General features: G+C 32.8%; 15 protein-coding genes. 12 read left to right on the top strand and 3 right to left on the bottom strand.

The window, feature by feature from the left end:
• Window positions 1–70: 70 nt before the first annotated feature.
• The 6 genes from serS (at window position 71) to proC (ending at window position 7,104) form a co-directional block, all read left to right on the top strand.
• Entirely contained in the window at window positions 71–1,342 is a 1,272-nt protein-coding gene (gene serS, locus ACJ6WR_RS09615) for a serine--tRNA ligase (protein WP_039118123.1), read from the top strand.
• A gap of 100 nt (window positions 1,343–1,442) precedes the next feature.
• Window positions 1,443–3,221 (top strand): tetratricopeptide repeat protein, encoded by a 1,779-nt coding sequence (locus tag ACJ6WR_RS09610; protein ID WP_409417692.1) that lies wholly within the window; start codon window positions 1,443–1,445, stop codon window positions 3,219–3,221.
• 60 nt (window positions 3,222–3,281) lie between these two features.
• A complete protein-coding gene (locus tag ACJ6WR_RS09605) occupies window positions 3,282–3,593 on the top strand; it encodes a DUF4286 family protein (protein ID WP_039116568.1) in 312 nt (103 codons plus the stop codon).
• 443 nt (window positions 3,594–4,036) lie between these two features.
• Window positions 4,037–4,816, top strand: a complete 780-nt coding sequence (gene rsmA / locus ACJ6WR_RS09600; protein WP_409417691.1) for a 16S rRNA (adenine(1518)-N(6)/adenine(1519)-N(6))-dimethyltransferase RsmA — start codon at window positions 4,037–4,039, stop codon at window positions 4,814–4,816.
• Window positions 4,806–6,212, top strand: coding sequence for a magnesium transporter (gene mgtE, locus ACJ6WR_RS09595; protein ID WP_039118128.1), 1,407 nt, complete (start codon window positions 4,806–4,808; stop codon window positions 6,210–6,212). Before rsmA ends, mgtE begins: the two co-directional genes overlap by 11 nt.
• A gap of 115 nt (window positions 6,213–6,327) precedes the next feature.
• Window positions 6,328–7,104, top strand: coding sequence for a pyrroline-5-carboxylate reductase (proC, locus tag ACJ6WR_RS09590; RefSeq protein WP_039118129.1), 777 nt, complete (start codon window positions 6,328–6,330; stop codon window positions 7,102–7,104).
• 64 nt (window positions 7,105–7,168) lie between these two features.
• Here the strand turns inward: proC and nhaA are convergent, their stop codons facing one another.
• Both nhaA and ACJ6WR_RS09580 read right to left on the bottom strand, forming a co-directional pair.
• Window positions 7,169–8,317 (bottom strand): Na+/H+ antiporter NhaA, encoded by a 1,149-nt coding sequence (gene nhaA, locus ACJ6WR_RS09585; protein ID WP_039118130.1) that lies wholly within the window; start codon window positions 8,315–8,317, stop codon window positions 7,169–7,171.
• Window positions 8,318–8,327: 10 nt separating this feature from the next.
• Window positions 8,328–9,020: an aspartate/glutamate racemase family protein gene (locus ACJ6WR_RS09580; RefSeq protein WP_409417690.1), complete on the bottom strand. Its 693-nt coding sequence runs from the start codon at window positions 9,018–9,020 to the stop codon at window positions 8,328–8,330.
• 107 nt (window positions 9,021–9,127) lie between these two features.
• On the opposite strand from ACJ6WR_RS09580, the gene ACJ6WR_RS09575 reads away from it, so the two are divergent.
• From ACJ6WR_RS09575 to ACJ6WR_RS09550, 6 genes are all read left to right on the top strand, one after another.
• Entirely contained in the window at window positions 9,128–10,072 is a 945-nt protein-coding gene (locus ACJ6WR_RS09575) for a 2-hydroxyacid dehydrogenase (RefSeq protein WP_039118132.1), read from the top strand.
• Window positions 10,073–10,154: 82 nt separating this feature from the next.
• Entirely contained in the window at window positions 10,155–10,433 is a 279-nt protein-coding gene (locus ACJ6WR_RS09570; protein WP_039116557.1) for a TM2 domain-containing protein, read from the top strand.
• 178 nt (window positions 10,434–10,611) lie between these two features.
• The gene (locus tag ACJ6WR_RS09565) at window positions 10,612–10,950 is read left to right on the top strand and encodes a TM2 domain-containing protein (RefSeq protein WP_039116556.1); all 339 of its coding nucleotides are present in this window, start codon (window positions 10,612–10,614) and stop codon (window positions 10,948–10,950) included.
• 3 nt (window positions 10,951–10,953) lie between these two features.
• Window positions 10,954–11,367, top strand: a complete 414-nt coding sequence (locus ACJ6WR_RS09560) for a DUF2752 domain-containing protein (protein WP_039116555.1) — start codon at window positions 10,954–10,956, stop codon at window positions 11,365–11,367.
• Window positions 11,364–11,810 carry a DUF4870 domain-containing protein gene (locus tag ACJ6WR_RS09555; protein ID WP_039116553.1) on the top strand — a complete coding sequence of 149 codons (447 nt, stop codon included), beginning with the start codon at window positions 11,364–11,366 and terminating at the stop codon, window positions 11,808–11,810. Before ACJ6WR_RS09560 ends, ACJ6WR_RS09555 begins: the two co-directional genes overlap by 4 nt.
• Complete coding sequence (locus tag ACJ6WR_RS09550) at window positions 11,794–12,591, top strand: M48 family metallopeptidase (RefSeq protein WP_409417689.1); 798 nt, start codon at window positions 11,794–11,796, stop codon at window positions 12,589–12,591. The genes ACJ6WR_RS09555 and ACJ6WR_RS09550 overlap by 17 nt, the downstream gene beginning before the upstream one ends.
• Before the next feature lie 102 nt (window positions 12,592–12,693).
• Here ACJ6WR_RS09550 and ACJ6WR_RS09545 read toward each other — a convergent pair whose 3' ends face one another.
• Window positions 12,694–14,496: a GNAT family N-acyltransferase gene (locus ACJ6WR_RS09545; protein ID WP_039116549.1), complete on the bottom strand. Its 1,803-nt coding sequence runs from the start codon at window positions 14,494–14,496 to the stop codon at window positions 12,694–12,696.
• Window positions 14,497–14,564 lie beyond the last annotated feature (68 nt).

Below are 14,564 nucleotides of genomic sequence, written 5' to 3'. Positions count from 1 at the left end.
TTCTTAGCAAACATTTCCTTAAATTTGCTTCCTTAATATATAAATATACAATAGTTACAAAATTTAAGCTATGTTACAAATCGCATTTATTAGAGAAAATCAGGAAAAAGTAATCACAGCTTTGGCAAAACGAAATATCGATGCCAAAAGCGCTGTAGAAGAAGTGGTGCAACTAGATGAAAAACGTCGTGCAACTCAAGTTGAGTTGGATAACATTTTGTCTGAATCTAATAAATTATCCAAAGATATTGGCGAATTGATGAAAGCGGGTGAAAAATCTAAAGCCGCAATCTTAAAAGAGAAAACAGTTGTATTAAAAGAAAAAAGTAAAGAGTTAGCAGACAAAGCTGATGTTTTGGCTCAGGATTTAACTCAAAAACTATACGCATTGCCAAACCTTCCAGCTGATATTGTACCAGCAGGGAAAACTCCAGAAGACAATTTGAATGTTTTTGAAGAGGGGGAAATTCCAGTTTTGCATGAAGGTGCACAACCACATTGGGATTTGGTAAAAAAATATGATATTATCGATTTTGAGCTTGGTGTAAAAATAGCTGGTGCTGGATTTCCTGTTTATAAAGGAAAAGGTGCTAGATTACAACGTGCTTTAATCAATTATTTTTTAGATAAAAATACTGCCGCAGGATATAATGAAGTGCAAGTTCCGCATTTAGTAAACGAAGCTTCAGGATATGGAACAGGACAGTTGCCAGACAAAGAGGGACAAATGTATCATTCGACTATTGACGATTTATACTTAATCCCAACTGCCGAAGTTCCTGTTACAAATTTATTCCGTGATGTTATTTTGAGCGAAAGCGAATTGCCTGTTTTACATACAGCATATACGCCTTGTTTCCGTCGTGAGGCAGGTTCTTATGGAGCTCACGTGCGAGGATTAAACCGTTTGCACCAATTTGACAAAGTAGAAATTGTACGTGTTGAGCATCCGGATAATTCATATAAGGCGCTTGACGGAATGGTGGAGCATGTGAAAACTATTTTGCAAGAATTAAAATTACCATACAGAATTTTACGTTTGTGTGGTGGTGATATGGGTTTTACAGCAGCATTGACATATGACTTTGAAGTTTTCTCTACAGCACAAGATCGTTGGTTAGAGATTAGTTCAGTTTCTAACTTCGAAACTTTTCAAGCGAACCGTTTGAAATTACGTTTTAAAGATAAAGACGGAAAAAATCAATTGGCTCATACATTAAACGGAAGCTCATTGGCTTTGCCAAGAGTACTTGCGGGAATTCTTGAAAATTACCAAACACCAGAGGGAATCGTAATTCCAGAAGTATTACGACCATACTGTGGGTTTGATATTATAGACTAATCTTTTTAGTAAACAGTATTCGGTTGCAGTTTTCAGTCCAGTTTGGAAACTGAAAACTGTTACTGAGACTGAATACTAAAACTGTAACTAAAAACCGAAGATGAAAAAGCTCTTTCTATTTATTACTTTATCATTCTCGCTATTTACATTTGCTCAAAATGAACAATTAGCGCAATATTATTACGATAAAGGTGATTTTGAAAAAGCAAAAATCAGCTATCAGGAATTGTTGGATACTAATCCTTCGAACACACAATATTTTTATCGAACTATTGATTGTTATCAACAACTACAACAGTTTGATGTAGCCGAAAAAATTATCCAAAATCGATTTAATAAGTACAAACAAGGTACTATTTTAATTGAACTGGGATATAATTTTCAATTACAAAAAAATGATGCTAAAGCCAAAAACTTCTACGATCAGGCTTTAGATAAAGTTTCTACAAATCCTAATGAGGTATTTGGGATTGCTAATTCTTTTGAGAAAAAAGTGTTATTGGAATATGCTTTAAAAGCGTATCAAATGGCATCCAAAATTCAGCCTAGCTTTAATTTTAATTTTCAGATTGGTTTACTCTACGGACAGATGGGTAAGACTGATATGATGATTGAAACTTTGTTGACAGAGTCTAATGAAAATCAACAAAACACTCCGTTAATTCAGAGTCAGTTATCAAGGTTTATGGCAGATGCTGCCGATACAAGTTTCAATGACGCATTACGAAAAGCACTTATTTTAAGAACTCAAAAAGACCAAGATGTTTTTTGGAATCATTATTTGAGTTGGTTTTATGTGCAACAAAAAGAGTTTGCGAAAGCATTTATTCAGGAAAAAGCCATTTACAAGCGTGATCCCGAATCACTTTCGAGTATTGTTAATTTGGCTCAGTTTGCGATTGATGATGAAGATCCCGAAGCTGCTCAGGAGATTTTAGCTTTTGTTCTGGAGAATACAAAAGATTTAAGTTTGCTTGTACAGGCAAATACCTATTTGTATAAAATAAAAATTGACAAAGCAACCGAAAAAGAATATCCGGCAATTAATACAGGACTCCAAGAATTGCTAACAACTTACGGCATAAGTCCTTTTACCTTATCTTTGCAATTAATTCAAGCACATTTTTTGGCTTTTGATTTAAAAAAATCGGAAGAAGCAAAAACGATTGTTAAGAATGCACTCGAATTACAACTGAATGATTATCAAAAAGCAGAGGCTAAAATGGAATTAGCAGATGTTTTGCTTTTTGAAGAAAAATTTAATCAGGCGTTATTGTATTATTCACAAATAGAATTGGATCTTAAAAACGATGTTATGGCACATGAAGCGAGTTTAAAAGCTGCCAAAACGAGTTATTTTAAAACTGATTTTGTATGGGCTTTAAAACAGTTTAAAGAGTTAAAATCGGCTAATACACAGTTGATTGCAAATGATGCTTTGGAGTATTTTTTATTGATAAATGATAATACAGTTGCCGATTCTACACAAACGGCTTTGAAGCAATTTGCAAAGGGAGACTATCTTATATATCAAAATAGAAATCAAGATGCGATAGCTCAATTTCAAAATATATTAAAAACTTTTAAAGGACAAGAAATAGAAGCCGTAACTTTGCTGCGATTAGGACAAATTTACGAAGACTTAGGCGATTATAATTCGGCTTTAAGTCAATACCAATTGATTATCGATCAACATAGTGACGGAATCTATATTGATGAAGCATTGTTCTTTTCGGCAGAAATTTACAATAAGAAATTACAGGATTTTGAAAAGGCAAAAGTCTTATATGAGAAAGTAATTTTTAACCATCAGGATAGTATTTATTTTGTAGATGCCAGAAAGAGATACAGGGAATTGCGAGGCGATACCAATTTATAGCTAGGTTTAATTGGTTATTCGTTTAACCGATTAACCGAAAAAACGATTAAACAGATAAAAATGATTATTTACAACATCACCACAAACATACATGAAAGTGTGCATAACCAATGGTTAAATTGGATGCAACAAAAACATATTCCTGAAATTTTAGCAACAGGAAAATTTTCATCTGCAAGAATTGTAAAAGTTTTAGTAGATGAAGAAATGGGCGGGATTACTTATTCTGTTCAATATGTTACTGATAGTAAGGAAACGTTAGAGAAATATTACCTTGAAGACGAACCAGCTTTCAGTCAGGAAGCATTACGATTATTTGCAGATAAAATGCTTTCTTTTAGAACAGAATTAGAGTTTATCTCGGAGCATTAAATAGATTATTTGATATTTTGGGGAGTCTAACAATCTGAAAATATAAAATGGAAATTAAATTTCAAACTAAGGAACAGAGCAATAAACAACAACAAGAGGATTTCTTGAAGTTGTCTAAAACGGAAAGGGTATATAGCTTTTTTCGTTTGATGGAACATGTGAGCAAGTTTCCTGTTAAGAATAAAGAAGATAAGAATAAGATAATTTTCTGATTGTTATAAAATCAAAGTAGGATGCTAAGATTGTGGGATCAAAACATTTTTAAGATGGAATGTTTTATCTTTAGAAGACTTGATTACAAGTAAAATTAAAGCGAATAGAGCTAAGGATTTACTAGATATTCAACAACTTCGGGAAATTAATAAAAAATAGATTATTTGATATTTGAGTGGATTGATATTTCAAAAAACTCAATAATCTAACAATCTGATAATCTAAAATAAATGGAAAAAGTAAAAGCCAAAAAACATCTCGGACAGCATTTCCTTAAGGATGAAAGCATCGCTAAGGCAATAGCAGATACGTTAAGTTTAAAAGGATATGACGAGGTTCTGGAAATTGGACCAGGAATGGGTGTGTTAACCAAATACTTGTTAGAAAAACCAATCAATACCTATGTTATCGAAATTGATACTGAATCGGTAACTTATCTAGATGAGAACTATCCAAAATTAAAAGATAAAATTATTTCAAAGGATTTTTTGAAGTATGATATAAATGAAGTTTTTGAGAAAAAACAATTTGCTATAATTGGGAATTTCCCATATAATATTTCTACTCAGATTGTTTTTAAAACATTAGAATATCGTGATCAGATTCCAGAATTTTCTGGAATGTTTCAAAGAGAAGTAGCACAACGTATTTGTGAAAAGAAAGGGTCTAAAGCTTATGGGATACTATCGGTTTTGGCACAGGCTTTTTATGATACCGAATACTTGTTTACGGTAGATGAGAATGTATTTATTCCGCCCCCCAAAGTAAAATCGGGAGTTATGAAAATGACCCGAAAAGAAGATTACAGTTTGCCTTGCAGCGAAAAGTTATTCTTTACAGTAGTGAAAACAGCTTTCCAGCAACGTAGGAAAACGTTACGTAACAGTTTGAAAACATTAAATTTATCAGACAAGTTAAGAGAAGACACTATCTTTGATTTACGCCCGGAACAACTAAACGTGGCAGAATTTATAGCATTAACTCAGAAAATAGAAGCCGATGGAGTTTAAAATCAGCAAAGGTCTAATACAAGAATTAGAAACACTCATTCAGAGTAAAAACGACAAGCAATTGGAAGTTTTATTGAATGATATTCACCATGCTGATATTGCCGAAATCCTGGATGAACTGGATTTTGATAAAGCAACTTACATATTTAAAGTATTAGATAGCGAAAAAACCGCTGAGATTCTTCTGGAATTGGAAGATGATTTGCGTGAGAATATATTAAGCAGGCTTTCGCCAAAAGAGATTGCCGAGGAGCTTGACGAATTAGAAACAAATGATGCTGCTGATATTATTGGTGAATTATCGAAAGATAGAAAAGCCGAAGTAATATCTGAACTTCAAGACGTAGAACACGCTAAAGGCATTGTTGATTTATTACGTTACGCCGAAAATACCGCAGGGGGAATCATGCACAAAGAGTTGGTAAAAGTCAATGAAAATTGGAACGTACTTACTTGTGTGAAAGAAATGCGAATTCAGGCAGAAAATATTTCAAGAGTACATTCTATTTATGTAGTCGATGATGAAGATAGATTAAAGGGGCGTTTGTCGCTTAAGGATTTATTAACCACTTCTACACGAACTCCTGTTAGTGAGGTTTACATTAAGAAATTACATTATGTAGATGTAGAAACTCCCGATGTTGAAGTAGGGCGTATCATGGAAAAATATGATCTGGAAGCAATTCCGGTTGTAGATGAACTGGGACGTTTGGTAGGTCGCATTACGATTGATGATGTTATCGATGTCATAAGAGATGAAATAGAAAAAAGAGATACCGAGGACATTCAGAAATTTGGGGGTTTGGAAGCTCTTGAATTACCGTATGTAGAAACTACCCTTTTTGAAATGGTTAAAAAAAGAGCTACCTGGTTGGTGGTTCTGTTTATTGGAGAAATGTTTACTGCATCTGCAATGGGCTTTTTTGAAGGAGAAATAGAAAAAGCTGTTGTCTTGGCTTTATTTGTTCCGCTTATTATTTCTAGTGGAGGTAATTCGGGATCACAAGCGGCAACACTAATTATTCGTGCAATGGCCTTAAAAGAGTTAACACTAAAAGACTGGTGGTATGTAATGAAAAAAGAAATTGCATCAGGTTTTTTATTGGGTTCTATATTAGGAATTGTTGGTTTTATAAGAATCATGATATGGCAAAAAACAGGATTGTATGAATATGGAATCCATTGGTTCTTTGTTGCACTAACGGTTTCTTTTTCTTTATTATTTATTGTATTGTGGGGAACACTATCGGGGTCTATGATACCATTTATGCTAAAGAAACTTAAGCTAGATCCAGCAACTTCATCTGCACCATTTGTAGCAACATTAGTTGATGTAACAGGATTAGTTATTTACTTTACAATTGCATCTATATTATTAAAAGGCAAGTTGTTATAAAAATATAAGCATGAATTTAAATATACTTAACCACTATATTTCATGCTCTTAGAGTCTTTTTAAGATTCAAATCTATTAAACCAAAACAACCAAAAAACTATAAATTACAACCAGAATGAAAGTACACATAATAGGAGGAGGAAACCTTGGGGTTTCTATAGCCTTAGGGATTGCAAAATTCTCAAAGAATAATCAAGTTACAATTACCAGAAGAAATACAGCTAGTATCTTGTATTTGCAAGAATTAGGAATTACAGTTTCATCAGATAATAAACATAATATACAAGAAGCAGATCTTGTTATCCTGACTATAAAACCATATCAGGTTGATACGGTTTTGACAGAAATCCTTCCTGTGATTTCTAATAAAACAATTGCTTCGGCAGTAAGTGGTCTTGCTATTGATGTGCTTCAAAACAAAACCAATCAGGAGCATCATGTAGTACGAATTATGCCTAATATTGCAGCGCAATTTGGAGAATCGGCTACGTGTATTTCATTTACCGAAAAAGATAGAGCACAAGCGTTACCAGTTGTAACTTTATTTGAAGATTTAGGTACAGCACCAATTATTGACGAAAAATTAATGGATGCGGCAACTGTTTTAGGTGCTTGCGGTACAGCGTATGCATTGCGATATATTCGTGCTTCGATGCAAGCAGGAATAGAAATAGGATTTGATTCTCAAACTGCATTAGCAATAGCGGCGCAAACTGTAAAGGGAGCGGCCAAAATGTTACTAGAGGAAAAAGTACATCCTGAACAATTAATCGATCGCGTAACAACACCACAAGGCTGTACAATTGTTGGATTGAATGAAATGGAACATAATGGTTTTAGTTCATCTCTAATTAAAGGAATCAAAACTTCTTTAAAGCAAATTAAAGGATAGTTTTAAAAATAGTGTTTTTATAAAAAAAGGACTTTCAGTTTTAACCGAAAGTCCTTTTTTGTTTTTAAGTATTCTTAATACGTTTCTTTAAAGTCAATTTTAGCCAGATGAATCCCAGTAATCCTGCAATAAATGAAGCAAGCAAAATTGCTATTTTGGAAAAATTAATGACTTCTGGATCTTTAAAAGCAAGTAGGGTTATAAATATGGACATTGTAAATCCAATTCCGCCCAGCATTCCTGCACCTATAACGTAAGACCATTTAAGTTCTTTAGGTAACGTACAAATTCCTAATGCAACACCTAAGAAAGCAAATAGAGTTATTCCTAAAGGTTTCCCAACAACTAATCCTAAAATAATTCCTAGTGTATTAGGATGACTTAAACCTTCGTGCCAGTCAGAGTTTATAGCAATGCACGTATTTGCCAATGCAAACAAAGGCAAGATAAAAAACGCAACTGGTTTATGTAAAAAGTGCTGTAGTTTATAAGAAGAAGTTTTCTTGCCGCCATCTCCAAACGGAATTACAAAAGCAAGTAAAACACCTGTTATTGTAGCGTGAACTCCAGAATTTAGCATAAAATACCACATGATAACTCCACCAATCAGATAAACATAGAGATTGTGAACTTTCATTCGATTAAAAATAAATAACACACCTAAAACAGCAAAAGCCAAAGCTAAATATAGGAACGATATAGTTGTAGTATAGAATAACGCAATAACCACAATAGCACCCAAATCATCGATTACGGCAAGAGCAGTAAGGAATACTTTTAGTGAAGATGGAACTTTGTTTCCTAAAAGAGATAGAATTCCAATTGCAAAAGCAATGTCGGTTGCCATCGGGATTCCAGCTCCGTTTTGTGTAGCAGTTCCAAAATTCAGTAATAAAAATATTCCCGCAGGAATAAGCATTCCGCCCAAAGCACCAAAAATTGGTAATGAAGCATTTTTTATACTAGTTAATTCTCCTTGATAAATTTCGCGTTCTAATTCTAATCCTATCAAAAGAAAGAAGATAGTCATCAAACCATCATTTATCCAATGTGTAATAGAATGATGTCCGATATTGGTTTCCCAAAAAGCAATATAATCGTTTTGGAAAATAGAGTTTGCTAAAAAAAGAGAAAGAATAGTTACGAAAAGTAAAATCAGACCTCCTGATTTTTCACTTTGAAAAAAGGCCTTAAATGTTTTTGTTAATTTCATTTTTATATTGTTATTTCAGTGCGAGTTCTACAGCTTTTTGCGCATGAATTGCTGCTGTATTAAATAATTTGGTTGCTGTGTATTCGTTGGTAATTAGTAGTTCAATTTCGGTACATCCTAATATAATTCCTTCGGCGCCTTGGCTTATTAAATCGGTTATTATATCTAAAAAAATAGTTCTTGAATCGGTATTTATTATTCCTTTTACCAATTCTTCATATATTATTCGATGAATTTCGACTCTTTGCTCTGGGTTAGGAATAATAGTTTCTATTTTATATTTGTCGAGTAAGCGACCTTTAAAAAAATCTTGCTCCATTGTAAATGAAGTTCCTAACAATCCTATTTTTCTAAAATTTTCTGCATTAATCTTCTCAGCAGTTGCGTCGACAATATGAATTAAAGGAATTGATACGCTTTTTTCTATTTCATCAGATAATTTATGCATTGTGTTTGTGCATAATATGATAAAATCAGCTCCTGCTTTTTCTAGTTGTTGAGCCGCGTCTGACATTAATATTCCTAATTTATTCCATTCACCATCTTTTTGCAAAGTTGCAATTTCATTAAAATCTACTGAGTACATTACGGATTTACAGGAATGAACACCACCAAGTTTTTCTTGAACACTCCTATTTATTATTTGATAATATAAAGAAGAACTTTCCCATGACATGCCACCAATCAATCCAATTGTTTTCATAAAATCGTTTTATGCGAATTTACACATTTCTTAGCGAATTCTTTTGGTTAAAACCAAAACCCGTATTTTTTTTGTTACTTTGTTTATCTAATTTAAGTCTTAATTTCATGCCAATTAAAGTTTTACATATCGATAGCAATCACCCAATTCTTTGGGAACAATTACAGGAAGCTGGATTTGAAAACCATGCCGATTTTACTTCTACCAAAGAAGAAATTGAAGCAAAAATTCAGGATTATCAGGGAATTGTAATCAGAAGTCGTTTTAAAATCGACAAACAATTTATAGATAAAGCAACAAATTTAAAATTTATAGCACGTGTTGGGGCGGGATTAGAAAGCATAGATTGTGATTATGCTCTCTCTAAAGATATCGAACTAATTGCTGCTCCCGAGGGAAACTGTAATGCAGTTGCAGAGCATACATTAGGAATGATTCTGTCTCTTTTTAATAAACTAAATCTTGCCGATAGCGAAATACGTTCGGGACAATGGAACCGAGAAAGTAATCGTGGTTATGAACTTGACGGAAAAACGGTAGGGATTATAGGTTATGGTAATATGGGTAAAGCATTTGCAAAAAAACTTAGAGGTTTTGAGGTAGAAGTTTTATGTTATGATATTCAGGATAATGTTGGAGATAAGAATGCTAAACAGGTTTCATTAAAAGAGCTTCAAGAAAAAACCGATGTATTGAGTTTACATATTCCGTGGACTCCAGAAACAGATAAAATGGTTGATACAGCATTTATTAATGCATTCAAAAAGCCATTATGGATAATTAACACCTCAAGAGGTAAGAACATTGTTACCGCCGATTTAGTTACTGCAATGCAATCAGGGAAAGTGCTTGGAGCTGGTTTGGATGTTTTAGAATATGAAAAATTATCTTTTGAAACACTTTTTCAGGACAAAGATACTCCCGAGGCTTTTCAGTATTTATTAGATGGTCGAAAAGTAATTTTAACACCGCATATTGCAGGTTGGACATTCGAAAGTCATGAGCGTTTAGCCCAAGTAATCGTTGATAAAATTAAAGCAGTTTGTTTGTAAGTAAAAAATTTTAAGACGGATTTGTGAATTTTCTCAATAAAATTTCTATTTTTATTCATTATAAATTATTTAACTAATAAAAATGGAAAATTCAAAATCTGAAGAGTGGAACAACCCACAAATTGTAAAACCAGAAAATAAAAAAGTACTTGCCGGAGTTCTAGCAATTTTGTTAGGAGGATTAGGTATTCATAAATTTATTTTAGGGTATACTCAAGAAGGTATTATTCAGTTAGTTATCGGAGTGGTAACTTGCGGAGTTGGAGGAATAATAGGTCTTGTAGAAGGAATTATTTACTTAACTAAAACTGACGAAGAGTTTTATCAAACCTACCAAGTAGGTAAGAAAGGCTGGTTTTAAGATATAAAATCTCGATTTTTCGAGATTTTTTTTTGGCTTTCATTTAATTAATTTTAAAAACAATAGTGTTAAAATTAATTAAAAGAAGTTATTTCTTATAATTTTTTATATTTGCAAAAAATGGAGTATCCGAAAATCCATAAATAGAGTAGGGACCAATCAAAACCAAAATTTAATAATGGATACACAAAAAGTTGATATGTTTATGATGATGAATGCAAAATATTTTGAAGGGCATCATTTAAACGCAATCAGAGAAAAACTTTTAAGTTTAGACGAAAGCCAATGGCAAAGATTACAATTAACTCAATTTAAAGATCCAACAACAGCTTTGTTGATTTCTATTTTTGCTGGTGCATACGGAATTGACCGTTTTTATATTGGCGATACAGGAATGGGAGTAGGTAAATTACTTACTTGTGGAGGTTTTATGATTTGGGCTATTGTAGATTGGTTTTTAATCCAAGGAGCTACCAAAGAAAAAAATGCAATGGCATTTAACAATACATTTTTGTAAAACATGACAAAAAACAAGCTTTATGCGTTAACTTTAATTGCTTGTTTTTTAGGGTATAGTTGGTTGTTCTTTTTTGATTTTGTATCACATTTAAATTCAGATCATGATCTTACGGTCTGTCTTTTTAAAAGAATAACCACTATTCCTTGTCCTTCTTGTGGAACTACACGAGCAGTCGACAGTTTTTTTAAAGGAAATATACTCACTTCTTTATACCTAAATCCATTCGGAATTATTGTAGCAGGAATAATGCTTATTGCTCCAGGCTGGATTGCGTTTGATTACTTCACAAAAAGACAATCTTTTTACGATTTCTACATTAAAACAGAAACAATAATTAGGACAAAAAAAGTTGCAATACTGTTGATTATTTTAGTAATTATCAATTGGATTTGGAATATAAACAAACAAATATGACCGCATTAAATAAGTTTAATTACAAACCTTATGATAGTGAGTTAGAAAGAGCATCAAATAGTTATTTGATGTCACTTGTTGCTGTGCTAGGAGGTTTGCCGTTGCCAATTATGAATTTATTGGCATCCGTTTTTTTTTATTTAGGAAACAGAAAAAGTACAGCTTTTGTTAAATGGCATTGTACACAAGCATTATTGGCACAACTAGGTATGTTTTTCTTTAATACCGTAGGTTTTTGGTGGACTATCTCGATTGTTTTCAAAGAAGGTCAGTTTACCAATACATATATAGCGTATATGTTAACGATAATAGGTTTTAATCTAGTGGAGTTCATATTTACCTTATATCTGGCAAGTCAGACAAGAAAAGGAAATCATATCGAAATATACTTTTTTGCCGATATTACTAATTTAATTTGCAAGACCAATGAAAACACTATTTAGAGGACTAACCATCGTAGGAGCTTTTTTTGGTATATGGTTTTTATTAGCACAAATAGATTATATCACTTTCTTTAAAATTGACAAAGCCAAAAGCGCTACCGAAAAAGGAGTTGGCGATATGATTTGGGATCAAATTAAAAAGACAGAAGATATAATCGTAAATGATTCTATTACTAAAACATTAGATAAATTGCTAGATCCATTATGTAAAGAAAATGGAATAGTGCGCGATAGTCTTAAAGTTCATATTATTCAAAAAGACGAGGTAAATGCATTTGCTTTGCCAGACGGACATTTGGTAATATATTCAGGTTTAATCGAAGCTTCAAAAAATGAACAAGCATTAATAGGTGTATTAGGACATGAAATTGCTCATATAGAGAATGACCATGTCATGAAAAAGCTATCCAAAGAAATTGGTTTTTCTGTTCTTATGTCTATTACAACAGGAAACAATGGGAGCGTAATAAAAGAAGTAATGCATACATTATCTTCTACAGCTTATGATCGTTCACTCGAGAAAGAGGCAGATATTACTAGTGTAGAATATATGCTTAAGGCAAAAGTTGACCCAGCACCATTTGCAGATTTCCTTTATGATATGTCATTTGATAAAAGTTTTGGAGGAGCTTTATCCTGGATAAGCACACATCCAGAATCTGAGGCTAGAGCCAAATATATTTTGGAATATATAAAAGGTAAAAAACTAGAGAAGAAAACGATATTGTCTCAAAAAGAATGGGATGGTTTCAAAAAAGCGGTAAACGATTATGAAAATTAATAGCTGCTATTAGTTTTATTTAATCAAACAAAAGTAGTTTACATAAAATAAAAAATCCCGTTTCATCGAAACGGGATTTTTGTTTTTATATGAGTAGAGAAATTAATCGTCTTTCTCTGCAAGTTTTCTTTCTAATTCTATCTGAAATTCTTCAATAACCGGTTTCATTGTACTTTCCGGAATGTCAGCGATACGAATGTACATTAAACCATCAATAGCATTATTAAATAAAGGATCAACATTAAAAGCTACAACACGTGCATTTTGCTTGATGTATTTTTTAATCAACACAGGCAAACGTAAATTTCCTGGTTCTAACTCGTCGATGATTTTATCAAACTTGTTTAAGTCAGATTCAGCTTCATCAAAAATAAAGTCCTTATCAGCATCTTTTAGTTTTACCTTGTATGCTTTTTTCGGGTGAATGTATTGCGCAATATAAGGATCGTAATAATTAGATTTCATAAACTCAATCATCAATGATTTAGAAAAATCAGAGAATTGATTACTAATACTTACACCACCAAGCAAATATTTATGCTCAGGATAACGCAACGTTGTATGAATGATTCCTTTCCATAATAAGAAAAGAGGCATTGGTTTTTGTTGGTATTCCTTAATAATAAATGCACGACCCATCTCGATAGATTTATGCATCATATCATGAAGTTCAGGCTCGAATCTAAAAAGGTCATTTAGGTAAAAACCGTCCATTCCGTATTTAGGATAAATCTCAGAACCTAATCCCATACGGTAAGCACCAGATATTTTTTTTGCATCATCATCCCATAAAAACATATGGTGATAATATTGGTCGTATTGATCAATATCGATAGGCTCATTTGTTCCTTCACCAACCTCACGGAAGGTAATTTCGCGTAAGCGGCCAATTTCATGTAATATATTCGGAATGTTTTTCGCTTCAGCAAAAAACACTTCGTAGTTTTTACTTTGTAATAATCTGCAATCTGTGTTTCTTAAAATTTCAACCTCTGCATTTATCTTGTTTCCATTTGCAGGAGTAACAATTTCCTTAGGACTTTTAGTAATCTTTAAGTTTGCAGTATCTAGCAATTTATGTTCCTTCTCAAAAGGATTTGCCAGCATATAAGTTTTCTTTCTTAAAAACTCCGAGTATTCTTCAAAAGATTCAAGTTCGTTTTGTTCGTTAACCGAAATAGGTTTTCCGATACGTACCTTAATAACACGATCCTTTTGAGTAAGTAATTCCGATGGTAATTTTGCTGTACGCAAAGTATCATCTATTTTAGAAAGCCAATAGAACAATTTACTGTTTTTGGCATGAAAATAAATAGGAACAACAGGCACTTTGGCTTTTCTGATTAATTTAATCGCGCCTTCTTCCCAAGGTTTATCCACCACTAATTTCCCGTCTTTATAAGTCGAAACCTCACCAGCAGGAAAAATCCCTAAAGGTTTTCCGTCACTTAAATGACGAAACGTTTCTTTTATTCCAACCACGCTTGATTTTGCATCCTTATGATTCTCAAAAGGATTTACAGGCATGATATATTTTTTTAACGGAACAATACGGTGTAACAGGAAGTTAGCAATAATCTTAAAATTAGGCTCTCTTTCAAGCATTAACTTTAACAATAAAATGCCATCAATACCACCAAGCGGATGGTTTGAAATAGTAATATAAGCACCGTCTTTAGGTAATCGTTTTAAATCTTCTTCCGGGATTTCGAATTTTATTTGTAAATCATCCAAAACTCCATTCAAAAAAGGGAGATCTTCTAAATGTTTATTCCTATCGTAAATCTTGTTCAAGGTCGATATTTTTAGTACCTTCATAAGGACCCAGCCAGAAAAAGTACCTAACACCCCGTACTTGTCAACATTTATTGCCTTGGCAACTTCTTTCGCGGTAACTAAACCCATGTACAATTTGTTTTTTAGAGCAGGAAACAAAGATAACAAAAAACTCTACTTTTCCTTAATTCTTATTC

It is taken from the genome of Flavobacterium sp. PS2 (assembly GCF_046250155.1).
GTDB lineage: Bacteria > Bacteroidota > Bacteroidia > Flavobacteriales > Flavobacteriaceae > Flavobacterium.
The sequence above is the reverse complement of the archived record's forward strand: the minus strand, read 5'-3'. Positions and strand labels throughout refer to the sequence as shown.